Annotated in this window: 15 protein-coding genes; 7 read left to right on the forward strand and 8 right to left on the reverse strand. The window is 62.6% G+C overall.

The window, feature by feature from the left end; translation table 11 throughout:
* Positions 1 to 23 precede the first annotated feature (23 nt).
* Both FHX14_RS16095 and FHX14_RS16100 read right to left on the reverse strand, forming a co-directional pair.
* On the reverse strand, positions 24 to 3,143 hold the full coding sequence (locus FHX14_RS16095; RefSeq protein ID WP_054181724.1) for an efflux RND transporter permease subunit: 3,120 nt from the start codon (positions 3,141 to 3,143) through the stop codon (positions 24 to 26).
* Positions 3,140 to 4,447, reverse strand: a complete 1,308-nt coding sequence (locus FHX14_RS16100; protein WP_184377771.1) for an efflux RND transporter periplasmic adaptor subunit — start codon at positions 4,445 to 4,447, stop codon at positions 3,140 to 3,142. Before FHX14_RS16100 ends, FHX14_RS16095 begins: the two co-directional genes overlap by 4 nt.
* A 292-nt stretch (positions 4,448 to 4,739) precedes the next feature.
* Between FHX14_RS16100 and FHX14_RS16105 the strand changes: the two genes are divergently transcribed.
* A complete protein-coding gene (locus FHX14_RS16105) occupies positions 4,740 to 5,621 on the forward strand; it encodes an aminoglycoside phosphotransferase family protein (protein WP_184377772.1) in 882 nt (293 codons plus the stop codon).
* 120 nt (positions 5,622 to 5,741) lie between these two features.
* Here the strand turns inward: FHX14_RS16105 and FHX14_RS16110 are convergent, their stop codons facing one another.
* Positions 5,742 to 6,530: an SDR family oxidoreductase gene (locus FHX14_RS16110; RefSeq protein WP_003587656.1), complete on the reverse strand. Its 789-nt coding sequence runs from the start codon at positions 6,528 to 6,530 to the stop codon at positions 5,742 to 5,744.
* Between the two features lie 248 nt (positions 6,531 to 6,778).
* On the opposite strand from FHX14_RS16110, the gene FHX14_RS16115 reads away from it, so the two are divergent.
* Both FHX14_RS16115 and FHX14_RS16120 read left to right on the forward strand, forming a co-directional pair.
* Positions 6,779 to 8,443: an electron transfer flavoprotein-ubiquinone oxidoreductase gene (locus tag FHX14_RS16115; protein WP_184377773.1), complete on the forward strand. Its 1,665-nt coding sequence runs from the start codon at positions 6,779 to 6,781 to the stop codon at positions 8,441 to 8,443.
* 137 nt (positions 8,444 to 8,580) lie between these two features.
* Positions 8,581 to 9,195 (forward strand): L,D-transpeptidase, encoded by a 615-nt coding sequence (locus FHX14_RS16120; protein WP_003587654.1) that lies wholly within the window; start codon positions 8,581 to 8,583, stop codon positions 9,193 to 9,195.
* 82 nt (positions 9,196 to 9,277) lie between these two features.
* Here FHX14_RS16120 and FHX14_RS16125 read toward each other — a convergent pair whose 3' ends face one another.
* Positions 9,278 to 10,183 (reverse strand): DMT family transporter, encoded by a 906-nt coding sequence (locus FHX14_RS16125; protein ID WP_184377774.1) that lies wholly within the window; start codon positions 10,181 to 10,183, stop codon positions 9,278 to 9,280.
* Positions 10,184 to 10,278: 95 nt separating this feature from the next.
* On the opposite strand from FHX14_RS16125, the gene FHX14_RS16130 reads away from it, so the two are divergent.
* Positions 10,279 to 10,800, forward strand: coding sequence for an Lrp/AsnC family transcriptional regulator (locus tag FHX14_RS16130; protein ID WP_184377775.1), 522 nt, complete (start codon positions 10,279 to 10,281; stop codon positions 10,798 to 10,800).
* Positions 10,801 to 10,831: 31 nt separating this feature from the next.
* Here the strand turns inward: FHX14_RS16130 and mgtE are convergent, their stop codons facing one another.
* Together mgtE and FHX14_RS16140 are read right to left on the reverse strand one after the other, a co-directional pair.
* Positions 10,832 to 12,205 carry a magnesium transporter gene (gene mgtE / locus FHX14_RS16135; RefSeq protein ID WP_184377776.1) on the reverse strand — a complete coding sequence of 458 codons (1,374 nt, stop codon included), beginning with the start codon at positions 12,203 to 12,205 and terminating at the stop codon, positions 10,832 to 10,834.
* A gap of 285 nt (positions 12,206 to 12,490) precedes the next feature.
* Positions 12,491 to 13,504, reverse strand: a complete 1,014-nt coding sequence (locus tag FHX14_RS16140) for a zinc-binding alcohol dehydrogenase family protein (protein WP_003587649.1) — start codon at positions 13,502 to 13,504, stop codon at positions 12,491 to 12,493.
* A gap of 104 nt (positions 13,505 to 13,608) precedes the next feature.
* On the opposite strand from FHX14_RS16140, the gene FHX14_RS16145 reads away from it, so the two are divergent.
* The gene (locus FHX14_RS16145; protein ID WP_003587647.1) at positions 13,609 to 14,064 is read left to right on the forward strand and encodes a helix-turn-helix domain-containing protein; all 456 of its coding nucleotides are present in this window, start codon (positions 13,609 to 13,611) and stop codon (positions 14,062 to 14,064) included.
* On the opposite strand, the gene FHX14_RS16150 is transcribed toward FHX14_RS16145, so the two are convergent.
* A complete protein-coding gene (locus FHX14_RS16150) occupies positions 13,983 to 15,200 on the reverse strand; it encodes an MFS transporter (RefSeq protein ID WP_003587645.1) in 1,218 nt (405 codons plus the stop codon). The two genes, FHX14_RS16145 and FHX14_RS16150, sit on opposite strands and share 82 nt — an antisense overlap.
* A gap of 301 nt (positions 15,201 to 15,501) precedes the next feature.
* On the opposite strand from FHX14_RS16150, the gene FHX14_RS16155 reads away from it, so the two are divergent.
* The gene (locus FHX14_RS16155; protein ID WP_184377777.1) at positions 15,502 to 16,446 is read left to right on the forward strand and encodes a diacylglycerol kinase family protein; all 945 of its coding nucleotides are present in this window, start codon (positions 15,502 to 15,504) and stop codon (positions 16,444 to 16,446) included.
* Between the two features lie 19 nt (positions 16,447 to 16,465).
* Here FHX14_RS16155 and FHX14_RS16160 read toward each other — a convergent pair whose 3' ends face one another.
* On the reverse strand, positions 16,466 to 17,818 hold the full coding sequence (locus tag FHX14_RS16160; protein WP_184377925.1) for a glutamine synthetase family protein: 1,353 nt from the start codon (positions 17,816 to 17,818) through the stop codon (positions 16,466 to 16,468).
* Positions 17,819 to 17,898: 80 nt separating this feature from the next.
* On the opposite strand from FHX14_RS16160, the gene FHX14_RS16165 reads away from it, so the two are divergent.
* Entirely contained in the window at positions 17,899 to 19,266 is a 1,368-nt protein-coding gene (locus FHX14_RS16165) for an aspartate aminotransferase family protein (protein WP_184377778.1), read from the forward strand.
* The last annotated feature ends 4 nt before the right edge of the window (positions 19,267 to 19,270 follow it).

Genomic DNA, 19,270 nt, shown 5'->3' on the forward strand with positions numbered 1-19,270 from the left:
ATGCTGAACTCAGAGGGCCGTCATCATTCGGCAGCCATTGCCCTTGCCTCGTGCACCACAGGCTCCTCGACTTTGCTTCCGCCGATCAGGCGCCCGAGGAAATTGCCGAAGCGGTCCATCTCGACGAAAATGACCGGGGTGATGAACAGTGTCAGCATCTGCGAGACGATGAGGCCGCCGACGACGGCGATGCCGAGCGGCTGGCGCAGTTCCGAGCTTGCGCCGGTGCCGAGCGCGATCGGCAGGGCGCCGAGCAGGGCGCAGAAGGTCGTCATCATGATCGGCCGGAAACGTCGCACGCAGGCTTCGTGGATCGCCGCCGTCGCCTTTTCGCCGGTCGTGCGCATGGTCTCCACCGCCACGTCGATCATCATGATCGCGTTCTTCTTGACGATGCCGATCAGCATCAACAGGCCGATCAAAGCGATGATCGACAGATCGAAGCCCATGATCTTCAATGCCAGCAGCGCGCCGAAGGCCGCGGCCGGCAGGCCGGAGAGAATGGTGAGCGGATGGATAAAGCTCTCATAGAGCACGCCGAGCACGACATAGATGGTCAGCACCGCCGCCAGGATCAGATAGGGCGTATTGCCCTGCGACTGCTGGAAAATTTCAGCCGTGCCGCCATAGGAGGTGAAGACGTCGGCCGGCACGCTGATGTCCTTCTTGATCTGCTCGATCGCTGCCGTCGCATCGCTGAGCGAGACACCTTCCGGCAGGTTGAAGGACACCGTGGTCGAAACCAGCTGGCCCGTCTGGTTGATGGTGACCGGGCCGGTGGTGCGCTGTACATGGGCGAAGTTCGACAGCGGCACCAGGCTGCCATTGGCGGAAATGACACGGATTTCCGACAGCTTCTGGTCGTCCCAGGGTTTGCTGGTATCGTATTCGACGATGACGTCGTAGCTGTCGCCGGTCGACTGGATTTCCGCGGCCGCATAGCCGCTGAAGGATTCCTGCAGCGTCGTGCGCAGCGTATCGTTGTCGATGCCGTAGGCGGCGGCCCGCTCGCTGTCGATGACGATGTTGGCTTGCAGGGCATTGTTCTGGGCGTCCGAGGTCACATCCGTGAACAGGCTTCGATCGCTGCGCATCGCCGCCTGGATCTTGCCGGCCCAGAGGTTGGTCTGATCGGCGCTGAGCGCCTGCACAACCAGCTGATACTGGCTGGCGGTCTGGCGGCCGCCGAAGCGCAGGCTCTGGTTCGGCGTCACGAAGGCCTGCAATCCGGGGATCTTGTTGATCGCCGTGCGCAGCTCGCGCAACGTCTGGTCAAGCGGCGGGCGCTCCTTCTTGTCCTTGAGTTCGACAAACATCGAGCCGTTGTTCTGCGGTTTGTTCGGGTTGCCGCCGATCGTCGACATCACGTGGTTGACCGCCGGGTTCGCCTTCACGGCGGCTGCCGCCTGCTGCTGCAGCGCTTCCATGGCGGTATAGGAAATGTCCTGCCGCGCCTGGGTGCTGATCGTCAGCCGGCCGATATCTTCCTGCGGGAAGAAGCTCGTCGGCAGCGTCATGAAGAAATAGATGGTCAGCGCCACCGAGCCGACGAAAACCCCGAGGATCGTCAGGCGATGGTGCAGGCACCAGCCGACTGCCCTGTCGTAGCCGTTGAGCGTCCGCTCGAAGCCGGCATCGAAGATGCGGATGAGGAGCGGCGGGCGGCTGTGGTTGTTGGAGAGACGCGAGCCGAGCATCGGCGTCACGGTCAGCGAGACGATCGCCGAGGAGATGATGGCGATGGCGACGACCATGCCGAATTCGTTGAACACGCGGCCGACGACGCCGCCCATCAAGAGGATCGGGATGAAGACCGCAATCAACGAAACCGACATGGAGATGATGGTGTAGCTGACCTCGCCGGCCCCCTTGATCGCCGCCTCCCGCACCGGCATGCCTTCCTCGACATGGCGCAGGATATTTTCCAGCATGACGATCGCGTCGTCGACCACCAGCCCCACCGCGAGCGTCAGCCCCAAGAGCGAGATGTTGTCGATGCTGTAGCCGAGCACATACATCATGCCGAAGGTCGAGATCAGCGACAACGGAACGGCAAGCCCAGGAATGATCGTTGCCGTGGCATGGCCGGTAAAGAGGTAGATGACGAGAACGACGAGGCCGATCGTCAGGAACAGCGTGAACTTCACGTCTGAAATGGCGGCGCGAATGGGTTTTGCCGCGTCATTCATGACGACGGTGTTCACCGACGGCGGGATCTCGGCGTGAAGCTGCGGCAGCTTGGCGTTGATCGCATCAATGACATCGACCGTGTTGGCATCCGGCTGACGCTGGATGGCGAGGATGATGCCGCGCTGGCCGTCATACCAGCTGCCGGTATACTGGTTCTCGACGCTGTCCTGCACATCGGCGACATCGCCGAGATGGATCGGCGCGCCGTTCGGATTGGCAATGACCAGCGAGCGGAATTGTTCGGCATTGGTGCGCTGCGTGTTCGCCGTGATGGTCATGCTTTGCGAATTATTCTGCAGCGTTCCCACCGGCTGCTGGCTGTTGGCGGCAGCAAGCGCCTTGTTGACGGTATCGATGCCGATGCCGCGGGTAAGCAGCTTGTTGGGATCGACCTCGACGCGCACGGCATAGGTCTGGGCGCCAAAAACGCTGACCTGGGCAACGCCGGGAAGCGTCGACAGCGACGGCGAGATGATGTCCTCGGCGATCTCGTCGAGCTTGCTGCGCGGCATGGTGTTGCTCTGCACGGAGAGCAGCATGACCGGCGCATCGGCCGGGTTGGTCTTGCGGTAGCTCGGCGGCGTCGTCAGATTGTCGGGCAGCTGGCGGGTGGCATGCGAGATTGCCGCCTGCACGTCGGCGGCCGCGGCGTCGATATCGCGGTTGAGATCGAACTGCAGCACGATGCTGCTACTGCCGAGCGAGCTCGATGCGCTGATTTCGGTGATCCCGGGAATGGTCTCGAACTGCTTGATCAGCGGTGTGGCGACCGAGGTCGCCATCGTCTGCGGCGAGGCGCCGCTCAGCTGCGCCGAAACGTTGATCGTCGGAAAATCGACCTGCGGCAGGGCCGCGACGGGCACGAGCCGGTAACCGGCAAGACCGGCCAGAATGACGCCGATGGCAAGCAGCGTCGTCGCGACGGGGCGCTGGATACAGAAATTCGGGATCATTGCTGAGCTCCCACCGCGATCGTCTCGGATTGCTGGGGCTGCCGAGGCGCGTCGGCGGAGGCGACATCAAGCGCCTTTTCGTCGAACTGCTCGTTGATCGCCTGCTGGTCGCTAAGCTGGCCCTGGCCCTCGACGACGACATGGTCGCCTTCCGAAAGACCCGATGCGATGGCGGTGAAGCCGCCATTGGCGCGGGCAACGGTGACCGGCGTCAGATGCGATTTGCCGTCCTTGGCGACAAAGGCGAAGAACCCGTCCGGACCGGGGCTGACGGCCACGGTCGGCACCACCACCTGCTGTTCGTCATTGTTGAAATGCACGACGATGTTGACCGACTGGCCGGGCCAGAGCGCGCCGGAGGCATTCTCGAATTTCGCCTTGGCGAGGATCGTGCCCGAGGCCGTGTCGACGGTGTTGTCGTAGAAGCTGATTTCGCCCTTGCGGACCTGCCCCTTGGTAGAAGCCGGAACCGTGCTGACCTCGACCGGGCCGGCTGCGAGCGCGCTCTTCAATTCCCTGAGATAGCGTTCCTGCAGGTGGAATTTCACATAGATCGGATCGTATTTGGCGATGGTGACGATCGCCGAGCCGGCATTGAGGAAAGCCCCCTTGCTGATGGCGATATCGCCGAGCCGGCCGTCGAAGGGCGCGCGGATATCGGTGTTTTCGAGGATGATCTGATCCGAGGCGAGCGTCGCCTTATCGGCATCGACGGTGGCGGCAGCGGTATCGCGGGCGGCTCTCGCCTGATCGAGGCTCTGCTGAGTGCCGGCTTTCTGGTCGAAGAGGTCCTGCGCGCGCACCAGCGCGGTTTCGGATTCCGAAAGCGTCGCCGTGTCCCGGACGATCATCGCATTGTCCTTGTCGACGGCGGCCTTGGCCGTCCGGTCGTCGAGCTTGGCGATCAGGTCGCCGGCTTTGACGGTCGCTCCATCCTGGCCATTGATGCTGACGATCAGGCCCTGTTCCTGCGCTGCAATGGTGGTGTTGTCGTCGGCATCGGCCCAGCCGGACGCCGTCACATCCGTCGGCAGCGCCGTTTTCACGGCTGCAACGGTCTTCACGATCGTCGGGCCGCCGCCGCCGCGTCTGCGCCCGCCGCCCTGACGTTGCCCACCGTTCTGCGCTTGATCGGCCTGCGCCTGATCGCCCTGTGCCGGCTGCCCGCCATTGCCGCCAACCGGCTGCTTGATGAACTGCGAGAGGGTGGGAATGCGGGAGGCATAGGGGATCAGATTCCCGAATTGCCAGACGCCGACGGCGGCAACTGCGATAACGCTGACAGTGATCCAAAATTTCTTCATGGGCGAGACCGGGGTGTTGAATGGGGGGCGATTTTTATGCCCCGATTGAGCCGCTTATATTGCGGCGCAAAAAAGACATAATTCCCGGGTCGCAATCACTAAGTGGTTATAACGGCTTAAATTTTTGTAATGAATATTCCGTAATATTCAAATTATACTAATATAGGTCCAGTGTAATCCGGTGCCGTTTGACGGCCGGCGGGCAGGCGGTTCGCGACAAGACGAAATCGGTCCGCGTGCCGTTCGTTGCCCGGCGAAAAACACGGGAAAAAACCAGAGAAGGCAGGTCGTCATGACCGAGTTGAACGCCAGCGAATTTCGCTCTCTCATCATAAGCGTGTTTCCTGAACTCACGGGCTCCGCCTTCAAGCTGGCGGCAAAGGGCTGGGATTCGCTTGCCGTCGACGTCGACGACACGCTGATCTTCAAATTTCCCCGCCATTCAGGCGCGGAAAGAGCACTTGTGAAGGAAGCCGCCTTGCTCGACATCATCAGGCCGTCGCTGTCGATGGCGGTTCCCGACATGCGCATTCACGACGGGCCGCCGATCTTCTCCAGCCACGCCAAGATCGACGGCGAACATCTCATTGCCGAAGATTACGATGCGCTTGGCGAAGGCAATCGTCAGCACCTTGCGGATGATCTGGCGCGCTTTTACGCCGAGCTGCATGTGCTCGATGCCGATCGCATGCGCTCGGCAGGTGCTGCGCCGATCCAGCCCTGGCAATCGCCCGAGACGGTGAGAGAAAAGGCTTTGCCGCTGTTGCCGCCCGAGATCAGGAGTTTTGCCGAGGCCCTGATTGCCGATTTCGAAGCCTTGCCGCCCGATCCCCATGGCAACATCTACGGCTTCTTCGACGGACATGGCTGGAACATGGCCTTCAATCACGCGCAGGGAAGGCTCAACGGCATTTACGATTTCGCCGATTCGGGCTTCGGGCCGCTGCACCAGGAATTCATCTACTCGAACTTCATCTCGCCCGATCTGACCGCCCGCATCATATCGGCCTATGAAATGCTGACCGGACGCAGGCTCGACCGGCGGCGCATCGCGATCCTGACGGGCTTCCACCGTTTGTCCGAGCTCGCCGAGCTTGCCGACGATCCGGCCCATGTCGGATCAATGGTCCAAAATGCCGCAAGTTGGGCGGCCATAGCGGCTCACGCCGGCTGAAATACTGTCAGAGCATGATGCCGAAAAGTGTGCGCGGTTTTCGGACAACATCATGCTCTAACTCTTTAATTGAGAACAGGATTCAGATTTTAGGCCAACTGGGCCTAAAATCATCCTGTTCTAGACGGATCGGGCTGCGCCGCCGTCGCAGCGGATCAGTGAGCCGGTGATGTAGCTTGCCGGCTGGCTGCACAGGAAGGCAGCCGCTGCGGCAAATTCCTCCACCCGGCCGTAGCGGCCGACCGGAATGCGCGCTTCCTTGTCGGTGCGGATTTCTTCGAGACTCTTGCCCGTCCGCTTTGCCGCCGCGCCGTCGAGATCGTCGAGGCGGCCCGTCAGGATGCTGCCCGGCAAGAGCAGGTTGGTGGTAACGCCGAAGCCCGCCACTTCGGAGGCAAGTGTCTTGCTCCAGCCGGCAAGCGCCGGGCGCAGCGTATTCGACAGCGCCAGATTGGCGATCGGTTCGATCACGCCTGAGGAGGCGACCGTCAGGATGCGACCCCAGCCCTGTGCCTTCATGCCGGGCAGCAGCGCATTGGTCAGCGTGATGACGCGGGCGACCATCGAGAGGAAATAGGTCTCGAGCTTTTCACCCGTCATATCCTCGGTCGTGCCGGGTGTTGGCCCGCCGGTATTGTTGACGAGGATATCGAGCCCGCCGAACTTCTCCTTCACCGCGCTTGTCACTGTTTCGACGAAGCGTTCATCCCCGAGGTCGGCCCAGATCCAGTCGGCACGGCCTTTGCCTTCGCTGTTGATCGCCTTGCAATTGGCTTCCAACTGGTCGCCGCTGCGTCCGCAAAGCAGCACGTTGGTGCCTTCGCGCGCCAGCGCTACGGCGATGCCGAGGCCAAGCCCGCGCGAGGAGGCGAGGATGAGCGCCCGTTTGCCTTCGATGCCGAGATCCATGATTGTCCTCCAAATTCTTCGATCGATGTATAAGGCGCACGCGGCGGAAAAGGAAAGGGAGCGTGATCGGTTTGGCGGCGTTTGCCAATTGACGTTGACGTAAGCGTTATATAATTTCCACGCACAAGGCATATCATTGTGCGAATTGAAGATTGGCTGTCGTATCCCGGCTCGACAATGCTTTCTCGTTTTGACAAGAAAGTGCTTATGAGGATGACGGCCGCGTGCCGCCAAGCGGAGACGAGTGAATGACCGAGACGACTGAGTTGCCCGAACGCGAGAGCATGGAATTCGACGTGGTGATCGTCGGCGCAGGTCCGGCCGGTCTTTCGGCGGCGATCCGGCTGAAGCAGGTCAATCCGGAACTGTCGGTCGTCGTGCTCGAGAAGGGCTCTGAAGTCGGCGCCCATATTCTCTCAGGCGCCGTCGTCGATCCGATCGGCATCGATCGACTGCTGCCCGGCTGGCGCCAGGAAGCCGATCATCCCTTCAAGACCGAGGTCAAATCAGACCACTTCCTGCTGCTCGGTCCCGCCGGCTCGATCCGCCTGCCGAATTTTTTGATGCCGCCGCTGATGAACAATCACGGCAACTACATCGTCTCGCTCGGCCTCGTCTGTCGCTGGCTGGCTACCAAGGCTGAGGAGCTCGGCGTCGAGATCTACCCGGGCTTTGCGGCCACCGAAGTGCTCTATGATGACAAGGGTGCGCTGATCGGCGTTGCTACCGGCGACATGGGCATCGAGAAGAACGGCGAGCCCGGCCCGAACTATACCCGCGGCATGGAGCTGCTCGGCAAATATGTGCTGATCGGCGAGGGCGTGCGCGGCTCGCTCGCCAAGCAGCTGATCGCCAAATTCGATCTGCAGAAGGACCGCGAACCGCAAAAGTTCGGCATCGGCATCAAGGAGCTCTGGCAGGTCAAGCCGGAGAACCACAAACAGGGCCTGGTGCAGCACTCCTTCGGCTGGCCGCTCGGCATGAAGACCGGTGGCGGCTCCTTCCTCTATCACCTCGAAGACAATCTGGTGGCGGTCGGCTTCGTCGTCCATCTGAACTACAAGAACCCCTATCTCTATCCTTTCGAGGAATTCCAGCGCTTCAAGACCCATCCGGCGATCCGCGGCACTTTCGAGGGCGGCAAGCGGCTCTCCTACGGGGCGCGCGCCATCACCGAGGGCGGCTACCAGTCGGTGCCGAAGCTCTCCTTCCCGGGCGGGGCGCTGATCGGCTGTTCGGCCGGTCTGGTCAACGTTCCCCGCATCAAGGGCAGCCACAATGCGGTGCTGTCGGGCATGCTGGCGGCCGAGAAGGTGGCGGCCGCGATCGAGGCCGGCCGCAGCCATGACGAGGTCACCGAGATCGAGAACGAATGGCGCCAGGGCGACATCGGCAAGGATCTGAAGCGGGTGAGAAACGTCAAGCCGCTATGGTCGAAGTTCGGCACCGCGCTTGGCGTGGCGCTCGGCGGTCTCGACATGTGGACCAACACCTTGTTCGGCTTTTCCTTCTTCGGCACGCTTGGTCACGGCAAGACCGATGCGCAGTCGCTGGAGCCAGCCGCACAGCACAACCCGATCGCCTATCCGAAGCCGGATGGCGTCCTGACCTTCGACCGTCTGTCCTCGGTGTTCCTGTCGAACACCAATCACGAGGAGGATCAGCCGGTGCATCTGCAGGTCAAGGACATGGGCCTGCAGAAACGTTCGGAACACGACATCTATGCCGGCCCGTCGACGCGCTACTGTCCGGCTGGCGTCTATGAATGGGTGGAGAAGGACGGGCAGGAGACCTTCGTCATCAACGCCCAGAACTGTGTCCACTGCAAGACCTGCGACATCAAGGACCCCAACCAGAACATCAACTGGGTGCCGCCGCAGGGTGGCGAGGGGCCGGTCTATCCGAATATGTGAGGCGGATTATCCCCACCGCCGACAATTTTTACGTGCTGACGCCTTCGTGATTACTTGCGGAGGGCGGTCGTTAGCCGTTCGTTAACCATAATCTTCTTAGCTTGCGACATCTTGTTGACGCACTAAGGACACATTTCATGACGATCTCCCGCCGGGGCTTCCTGATCGCTCTGCCGCTTTTTGTCGCCGGCTGCTCTTCGACCGGTCTCAACAGCCAGACGAATTATGCCGCACTTCCGGATGAAAAATTCCCGTTGAAGCAGGTGCCGATCGACAAGATCAAGCCGGAACTCCGCCGCCAGGAAGTGGCTTATGAAACCACCCATGCAGCCGGCACGGTGGTCGTCGATACTCCTGCGCGCCGCGCCTACTACGTCCTCGGCGACGGCAGGGCGGTGCGTTACGGCGTCGGCGTCGGTCGCGAGGGACTGGCCTTTGCCGGCAACGCCTATATCGGCCGCAAGGCGGAGTGGCCGAGCTGGACGCCCACCGAAAACATGCAGCGCCGCGAAGAGCGCTATCGCAAGCTCGCCGGCGGCATGCCGGGCGGCCCGAACAACCCGCTCGGCGCACGCGCCATGTATCTCTATCGCGGCGGCGGCGACACGCATTTCCGCATTCACGGCACCAACCAGCCGCAATCGATCGGTCTGGCCATGTCGAGCGGCTGTATCCGCATGATGAACCACGACGTGATCGACCTCTATAGCCGCGTCGAAGTCGGCGCCAGGGTCGTCGTCATCCAGGCGTGAGCGGTCCAAATCACGTTCATTGAAAAAGCCGCCGCAGCGATGGCTGTCGGCGGCTTTCGACTTTGTTGGGTCCGACTGGCGGTCAGCGGTGCCGGGCGGCGATCCCGGTGGAAAGTGCCACGCCGATGCCGGTGATCACGGCGGCGCTGATTTCCGACAGTCCGATCGGTTCACCAAGCAGGAAGCCGCCACCCAGCGTTGCCAGCACCGGCGTCAGCGCCGTGAAGGCGGCGGCCTGAGTTCCACCGAGGGTTCTGACGGCGGTGCCGTAGGCCAGCATGGCGACGAGGCCGGAAAGAATGCCCTGGCTCAGCACCTGCAGGCCGATTTCCGGGAGAGGCGCCTGCGGCAGCGAGATGCCGAAGATGAGGGCAAGCACGCCCATGATCAGGAAGGACCAGACGGCGATCAGCGCGCTTGCCTGCACGGCCGTCAGGCCCGAGCGGCGGAAGGCATGCGTATAGCTCGCCCAGAGAACAGCGCCGGCCGGGAGCAGCAGAAAGCTCGTCCATGGCAGCGAGGCATCTGCAAGGCTGTGCGTGAGCAGGACGAGCACGCCACCGACGATCGCGGCAAGCCCGGCGATGCGGGTGGTATCGGGTCTTTCGCCAAACAGCACGATGCCGATCAGTGCCGCGGCGAGCGGCATCGAGCCGCCGAGCAGGATGCCTGACGAGGCAGCCGGCGTCGAATGAATTGCCAGGGTGGTCAGCAGGAAGAAGACGGCGCCCGAGCCGGACACCATGATCGCCAGCAGATGCAGTGGCATCGACTTCGGCAGCAGCCCGGTCTTCAGCCAGACAGGCGAAAGCACCAGTGCGGGAATTCCGAAGCGGATCAGCCCGATGTCGATCGAGCCGAGCGGCGTTGCGGCGCTGTGGCGGGTGACAAGAAACCATGTCGCCCAAATCAGGACGGTAACGGTGCCGCCGGCATAACCCAGTGCCTGCGATGGCGACTTGTCGTTCGTAAATGCAATGGTGCTCATCGTCCTGTCCTTTCCTTCATCCGGAGCGTTCCGGTCGAGGAAAAGATTAGTCCGAGAGGGCAGGGCATGTCCTTGCTATCTCTGGCTCAAAAATCATGCTACGCGCAATCTTCTGCCAAATGACGCCAACGGGAATCGCGAAAATGCCAAATCTCGATAAATTCGATATCGCCATCCTGAAGTGCCTGCAGGAGGATGCGCGGGCGACCAATGTCGAGATCGCCGAGAAGGTGAACCTTTCGCCGTCGCCCTGCCTGCGCCGTATCCGCAATCTCGAACGCTCCGGCATCATCCGCGGCTACACCGCCGATATCGACCGTAAGGAAGTCGGGCTCGGCCTGACTGTCTTCGTCGAGTTCAAGGTCGTCCATCACAGCCGCGAGAATTCCGAGGCGCAGCAAAAGGCGCTGCTCGCCATCCCCGAGATCGTCTCCTGCTTCCTGATTTCGGGCACGGCCGATTTCCTCGCCGAAGTGGTGGTGGAGGATCTCGCCGCCTACGAGCGGCTTCTGACAGAAACGCTGCTGACCCTGCCGAATGTCAGCGACATCCGCTCCAACTTCGCCATCCGCAGCATCAAGACACATGGGCCGTTGAAGCTGCCCGAGGGAAAATAAATCCTCTCGGGCTTGTTGCCATTTGCGGGTGCTACAATAGCGTTCCGCTGAGGATGAGCAGGGCCACCGAGAAGTAGATGACGAGCCCGGTGACGTCGACGAGCGTCGCGACGAAGGGGGCCGAGGCGCTGGCCGGATCGAGCCGGAGCTTCTGCAGCAGGAAGGGCAGCATCGAGCCGCAGATCGAGCCGAAGGTGACGATCCCAATCAGCGCGGCAAATACCGTGATGGCGACCATTTGCCAGTGCGGGCCGTAGTCGTAAAGCCCGGCCGACTGCCAGAAGACGATGCGAATGAAGCCGACGAGGCCGAGGATCGCGCCGAGCACGATGCCTGTGGGAAGTTCGCGCAGCAGCACCTTCCACCAGTCCGAAAGCTTCAGCTCGCCGAGCGCCAAGGCCCGGATGATCAGCGAGGTCGCCTGCGAGCCGGAATTGCCGCCCGAGCTCATGATCAGCGGGATGAACAGCGTCAGCACCACGGCCTTTTCCAGCTCGCCTTCGAAATGCTGCATGGCGCTTGCCGTCAGCATCTCGCCGAGGAACAGAGCAGCGAGCCAGCCGGCGCGCTTGCGGATCATGCCGGCAAAGCCGATCTTCATATAGGGCTGGCCGAGCGCCTCCATGCCGCCGAACCTCTGGGCCGCTTCTGTCGTATCCGAGATCATCGTGTCGATCACATCGTCGACGGTGACGATGCCGAGCATCTGCCCTTGCTCGTCGGTGACCGGCAGGGCGAGCAGGTCGTGTTTGCGGATCAGCCGGGCGACATCCTCCTGCTTCATCAGCGGATCGGCCGAAACCGGCGTGCCCTTCTGCGCCACCGTGAGGATGGAAGCATCAGGCTCGCCGGTGATGAGGCGGCGCAGCGTTACCACATGCATGAGCGCATGGCTGATCTCGTCGAGCACATAGATCGCATAGACGGTCTCGCGCGAGCGTTCGACCTGGCGCACATGGTCGAGTGTCTGGGCAACCGTCCAGTTTACCGGCACGCTGACGAACTCCGTCGTCATGATGCCGCCCGCCGTGCGCGGCGGATAGCCCATCAGGTGCTGGATCGCGATGCGCACCGGTTCGTCGAGGCTGGCAAACAGCCGGGCGCGGGTCTCGCCGTCGAGTTCGAGCAGCACGTCGGCGACACGGTCGTTGGACATGCCGTGCAGCAGCCGTGCGGCCTCTTCGGCACTGATCAGCGCCAGGATCTGCGCGGCGTTGCGAAGCTCCGGCCGGTCGAGAATATTGACGGCATAGTCGAGCGGCATGCCGGTCAGCACGCGGCCGGCATCCTGGGCGGTCAGCGCGTTCAACGCATCGACGCGTTCGGCGATCGTTGCACCGCGGCTGTTGTTGATGAAGGCACGGGCGGCATGGCCTGCCCGAAGTGGGAAGCGATTGATGTTCATTGAGGCTCGCCTTTCCGTCGATCCGCCGTAGCGTCCCGAACGGGCGAGCCGACAGGAGTCGGTCAGCGCACGAGGGCCGCGTACGGCAAAGGCAATCGACTGCTACTGTCGCTTGGCATCTGAGTGATGGCTCCGTTAAAATCCGTGGAAGACAAGTGTCATCCACGTGTCATGCTAGGTGGTCCCGAACGCGGAATAAGTCAAGCGGGAGAAATGCTTAACGCCAGAATGTCGCACCTCGCGATGCGACATTTCAGGAGAGGTATTTGCACGGGCGACCGGGTCTCAGAACCCGGCAAGCACCGCCTTGCCCTTCATCCGGCCCGTTTCAACCATCGCATGCGCTTTCTTCAGGTTCGCCGCATTGATCGGGCCGATGGTCTCGGAAAGTGTCGTGCGGATCCTGCCGGCGTCGACGAGCTCGGAAATCCTGTTCAACAGCCTGTGCTGCTCGATCATGTCGGGCGTTTCGAAGAGCGGACGGGTAAACATCAGCTCCCAGTGGATAGAGGCGCTCTTGCGCATGAAGGGCACGACATCGAGGGTCTTCGGATTGTCGATCAATGCGAAGCGGCCCTGCGGCGCGATGACTTCGACGATGTCGCCGATATGGAGGTCGGTGTTCGTCGTCGAGAAGATGAAGCCCGGGGCGCCGATGCCGAGCGCTGCCACCTGCGGCGCGATCGGGCTGGAATGGTCGATGACGTGATGGGCGCCGAGATCCTTCACCCAGTCCTGCGTTTCACGCCGCGACGCCGTGGCAATGACGGTGAGATCGGTCAGCACCCGAGCGATCTGGATGGCGATCGAGCCGACGCCGCCAGCGCCGCCGATGATGAGGATGGAGCGCGCCGCACCCGAAACCGGATCCTGCACCTTCAGCCGATCGAACAGCGCCTCATAGGCGGTGATCGTGGTCAGCGGCAGCGCTGCAGCGGCGGCGAAATCGAGGCTCTTCGGCTTGGCGCCGACGATGCGCTCGTCGACGAGATGGAATTCGGCATTGGTGCCGGAGCGGGCGAGGGCGCCCGAGTAGAACACCTGGTCGCCGGGCTTGAACAGGGTGACGTCGGCGCCGACGGCCTTGACGATGCCGGCGGCATCCCAGCCCAATACCCTTGGCTCGTCCGTGGGCGGCGCCACATGAGCGCGGATTTTGACATCGGCTGGATTGACGGAAACGGCCTTGATCTCGACCAGCAGGTCGTGGCCTCGGGCTTCCGGCATCGGCAGCTCGATATCGATCAGCGAGGTCTCGGCGGTAATGGGTTGTGGGCTATTGTAGGCAACGGCGCGCATGGCAAACTCCTGTGTTCTTTGCACGGAGGCTAAATGCGCACTATGATGAAACAGCGCAAGAATGCACAAATTCTGTACATAGTACCAAAAAGGATACTGTAAAAATGTCGTTGCCCCGCGCCAAATTTATCAAGAATTTCCCCGGTTGCCCTGTGGAGGCGACGCTGGGTTTTCTCGACGGCAAATGGAAGGGGGTGATCCTCTTTCACCTGATGCAGGGCACGCTGCGCTTCAATGAACTGCGCCGCAAGCTGCCGGCCGTCACCCAGCGCATGCTGACCAAGCAACTGCGGGAACTGGAACAGTCCGGGCTGGTGTCGCGCACTGTCTATCCCGTCGTGCCGCCGCATGTCGATTATGCGATGACGCCGCTCGGCATGACGCTGAAGCCGGTCGTCGACGCGCTCGCCGCCTGGGGCGACGATTACGTCTTCTGCAGCCCTGAAGGGCGTGAGCTGCGTATGGCTTCAGACGGGATTTATGCGCCGGCGCGGCGCTCCAGCCGTGCGGAGGCGGCGAAGACGAACAGGCCGAGGAAGGAAAGTGCTGCGCCGACATAACCGGTGGCGGCGAAACCGTAACCCCAGGCGATGACGAGGCCGCCGAGCCAGGCGCCGATCGCATTGGCGATGTTGAAGGCGGAATGGTTGGAGGCGGCGGCAAGCGTCTGCGCATCGGCGGCGACATCCATCAGCCGGGTCTGTAGCGCCGGGCCGGCGGCAAAACCGCAGCCGACCAGGAAGACCGAGAGACCGAGCATATAGGGGTTGGCGGCGGTCAGCGAGAAGGTGGTCAGCACGACGATATTGTAGACGAGTGAGCCGCCGATCGTGCCGAGCAGCGATTTGTCGGCCAGCCACGAGCCGATGAAATTGCCGGCATTCATGCCGACGCCGAAGAGCACCAGCATGATCGGAACGGCGGTTTCCGGCAGCATCGCCACTTCGGTCGTCGTCGAGGCGATATAGCTGAACATCGCAAACATGCCGCCGTAGCCGACGGCGGCGATGCCGAGCGTCAACCACACCTGCGGCCGGCGGAAGGCGCCGAGTTCGCGCAGGAAGCTTGCCTCTTCGGAAACCCTGTCCTGGGGAACGTAGAACCAGATCAGCACCACGGTCAAAAGGCCGAGCACACCGACGGAGAAAAATGCGATCTGCCAGTCGAGGGACTGGCCGAAGAATGTCGTCAAGGGCGTGCCGAGAAGCGTCGCGACGGTCAGGCCGAGCATGACGCGGCCGACGGCCCGTGCGCGACGATGCACCGGCACCATCGAGGCGGCGACCAGCGCCGCGACACCGAAATAGGCGCCATGCGGCAGCCCGCTGACGAAGCGCAGCAGCGTGAAGGTTTCGAAGGTCGGCGCCATGGCGCTGAAGATATTGCCGGCGGCAAAGATCAGCATCAGTGTGAGCAGCAGGGTGCGGCGCGCCATTTTCGCGGCGAGCACGGCGATAACGGGTGCGCCGATGACGACGCCGAGCGCATAGGCGCTGATGACGTAGCCGGCCTGCGGCGTCGTCACCGAGAAGGTGTCGGCGACATTCGGCAGCAGCCCCATGATCGCGAATTCGCCGGTGCCGATGCCGAAGCCGCCGCAGGCGAGCGCCAGCTGAACCAGGGCGACGGTCGTTGCCGACGGCAGCTCGTCATCCGGCTGGCTTCCGATGGAATCATTGATGGCGATCTCACTCATGAGCGCTCCTCGGGACGGTTTTCTGCTTGGCAATGGCCTGAGGCGCAAGCGCGGCCGCGAGGCGATCGTGGTATAGGGCGGGAAGTGGAGACGATCTCTCCGATATCTGATCTATCGGTGATGGGCGGGCAGGCGTCGAGTGCATTTTTCGCAGTGCAGCGTCCTGCTATGTGCATATGTCCGTTGCAATATTTGCATTTCTGTCATTCCCTCAGAAAGGCGCATGCGCTTGAAATCGCGAATGCCGCAACCATCTCAAGGCAAAGGCAGGACCAATTCCGCGCCAGGGACGGGAGCCCTTATGAAGCTTGTAGGCTTTTTCAATCGCGACGGCGGCACCTTCAGGACCACCGACATGCTGGCCTACGAAAAGAGGGCGGAGGAGGCGTTCCGCGACGCGGGGCATGATTTCGACGCCATCGTCTTCTCCGGAGAGGAGATCATTCCCGCCATGGAGCGGGCTGCCAAGCGTGACGATATCGACGGCATCGTCGCCGGCGGCGGCGACGGCACGATTTCAGCCGCGGCATCGATCGCCTGGAAGAACGGCATTGCGCTCGGCGTCGTGCCGGCCGGCACCATGAACCTTTTTGCTCGCTCGCTGCGCGTGCCGCTCGATATCTGGCAGGCGCTCGATGTGCTTGCATCAGGCGAGATCGACAATGTCGATATTGCCAGCGCCAACGGCCGCCCCTTCATCCACCAGTTTTCCGCCGGCCTGCACGCCCGCATGGTGCGCTACCGCAACGCCTACAGCTATCGTTCCCGGCTGGGCAAGATCCGGGCGAGCACGAAGGCGGCTTTGGGTGTCGTGTTCAATCCGCCGGAATTCGAAGTCGAGTTCGAGGCGGCCGGCATGCGGGAGCGCCGCTGGGTGTCGGCAATCTCGGTCTCCAACAATCCTTTCGGCGAGAACGCGCTGCTCTATGCCGATAATCTCAGAACCGGCGAACTCGGCTTCTATACCGCAAATCCGCTAAAGCCCCTCGGTGTCGCCCGCCTCGCCATCGACATGCTGCGCGGCAAGGTCCGCGAAAACGCCGACGTCATGGTGATGCACCCGGCCGAAGTGCACCTGCATTTTCCGAAGCTGCGCTCCAAGGCCAATTGCGTGATGGACGGCGAACTGCTGCCGCTCGAACGCAATGTCTCGATCCGGCTGCATCCGGGCGAGTTGAAGGTTCTGGTCAAGCAGGGGCTGGCGGCGCAGGTGGATGAGGCCGAACGGCGCGAGCCCGCCGCGTAAGTCGGCCGCGGCGTAAGTTTTAGAGCCGCGGCAAATAGGTGCGGTAATCGAAATCCGAGACGGTGCGCAGATGCGCAAGCGCTTCTTTGCGCTTGGTGTCGCCATAGAGCGCCTGATAGCGTGCGCCGAAGATGTCGGCGATGAAGGGCGAGGCGCGGAAGGTCTCGACGGCGCTGAGGAAATCATGCGTCAGCCGTGTCGTATCGGCAGGCGTGTGGGCGGGCGTCGTTTCCTCGCCGGGGTCGAGTTCGCTGTCGAGGCCAAGCAGCATGCCGCCGAGGATCGCCGCCAGCAGCAGATAGGGATTGGCATCGGCGCCGGCGACGCGGTGCTCGATGCGGGCGGCCGGCCCGTCCTTGTCGGGTATGCGGATCGCTGTGCCGCGATGGCCGCTGCCCCAGGTGAGATCGACAGGGGCAAAGGAGCCCGGCTGGAAGCGGCGATAGGAATTTGCGAAGGGGGCGAAGATCAGCTGCGCCGCGCGCATCGTGTCGAGCAGGCCTGCCGTCACCGATTTCAGCCGCGTCGGTTCGCCGCCCTTGGCATCGAGAATGTTGCGGCCTTGGCTGTCGATGACGCTTGCATGCACATGCAGGCCGGAGCCCGCATGGTCGGAATAGGGCTTGGCCATGCAGGTCGATTTCAGCCCGTGGCGGCGCGCCGCCTGTTCAGCGATGCGCTTGAGGTAGAGGCAGTCGTCGGCGGCGGCGAGCGCATCGGGGCGATGCAGTAGGTTGACCTCGAACTGGCCGGGGCCGAATTCCGCCGTCGTCGCATCCGCCGGCAGTCCCTGCGCCTTGGCATAGGCTCTCAGCGTCTTGAGATAGCCGTCGAGCGCATCGACGGCGCTCATATCGTAGAGCTGGAAACCGTTCGGCTCGCCACGATAGGTGAGGCTTTCCGGCGGGGAAGGGCGCCCGGTCTCGCGCCAGTCGCCGGATATTACGTAGAATTCCAGCTCGGTGGCGACGACAGGCGTCAGACCGCGCACGCGATAGCGCTCGACCACCGAAGCCAGGATGGCGCGCGGGTCCATGAAGCTCGGGCTGCCGTCGAATTCATGCATGGTGGCAAGCACCTGCATCGAACCCTCCGGCGCCCAGGGCATCGGCGCCAGGCTGCGCCGGTCGGCAACGACCATGCCGTCGGGGTCGCCGATCGTCAGCGACAGGCCGGTAATGTCGTCATTGTCGTCGCCCCAGATGTCGAGCGATTGCGTCGAGGTCGGCAGTCGGATCTCGCCGGCCCAGACCTTGCCTTCGGCGCCTGATGGAAGCTGCTTGCCGCGCAGATCGCCGTTCATGCCGACGATCAGGATCTCGAAACGCGGGTCGTCGCCCTCGGCCTTGCCGTCCATCCTGTCGCTCGCCATGACCTTGAAAATCCTCCGGGACAAGGCCAAGCTCCTATCCCATCGATAGCAGCCTTTCAATCCGCGAGGGTCTTCACCTTATGTCCGATACTTACCCGCCCTCGAACCTTGCCGCGATCGACGCCGCACACCATCTGCATCCCTTCGCCGACATGAAGAAGCTGAATGCCGATGGCACGCGCATCATTCAGCGCGGCGAGGGCGTTCATATCTTCGACAATCACGGCAGGAAATATCTCGACGGCTTCGCCGGCCTCTGGTGCGTCAATATCGGCTACGGCCGCCGGGAGATCACTGACGCCGTCGCAAGACAGATGAACGAGCTGCCCTATTACAACACCTTCTTCGGCACGAGTTCGGCGCCGGCGACACTGCTTGCCCAGAAGGTCACCTCCCATGCCGGAGAACGTTTCAACCATATCTTCTTCACCGGCTCCGGCTCGGAGGCGAACGACACCTGGTTCCGCATGGCCCGCGTCTACTGGAGCGCCGTCGGCAAGCCGTCGAAGAAGATCGTGATCGCCAGGAAGAACGGCTATCACGGTTCGACCGTCGCCGGCGCCAGCCTCGGCGGCATGACATACATGCATGAGCAGGGCGACCTGCCGATCCCAGGCATCGTCCATATCGGCCAGCCCTACTGGTACGGCGAGGGCGGCGATCTCTCGGCTGATGAATTCGGCCTCAAGATCGCCCGCGAGCTCGAGGCGAAGATCGACGAGCTCGGCGAGGAGAATGTCGCGGCCTTCGTCGCCGAGCCGGTGCAGGGCGCTGCCGGCGTCATCATCCCGCCGGAGACCTACTGGCCGGAGATCGACCGCATCTGCAAGGCGCGCAATATCTTGCTGGTGACCGACGAGGTGATCTGCGGTTTCGGCCGGCTGGGCGCCTGGTTCGGCCACCAGCATTTCGGCGTCGAGCCGGATCTCGCGCCGATCGCCAAGGGGCTGTCCTCCGGCTACCTGCCGATCGGCGGCGTCCTCGTCAGCGACCGCATCGCCGATGTGCTGATCAACGAGGTCGGCGAGTTCAATCACGGTTTCACCTATTCCGGTCATCCGGTCTGCGCGGCCGCCGCCCTGGAAAATCTGCGCATCATCGAGGAGGAGAAACTGGTCGAACGCGTGCGTGACGATATTGGCCCCTATTTCGGCAAGGCCTGGGCAGCACTCGCCGACCATGAACTGGTCGGCGAGGCCGAGAGCATCGGCCTGATGGGCGGCCTGCAGCTTGCCGCCGACAAGAGCACGCGCCGCCGTTTTGACAAACCCGATCAGATCGGTGCCCTGGTGCGCAACCACGCGCTCGCCAACGGCCTCGTGCTGCGCGCAACCGGCGACCGCATGCTCGCCTCGCCACCGCTCGTCATCAGCCATGGGGAGGTGGACGAGATGGCAAGGATTACCAGGCTGGCGCTGGACTTGGCCTGGAAGGAGCTGAAATCGTGACTGC

Origin of the sequence: Rhizobium sp. BK619, from assembly GCF_014195245.1 — a bacterium.
Classification (GTDB): Bacteria; Pseudomonadota; Alphaproteobacteria; order Rhizobiales; family Rhizobiaceae; genus Rhizobium; species Rhizobium acidisoli.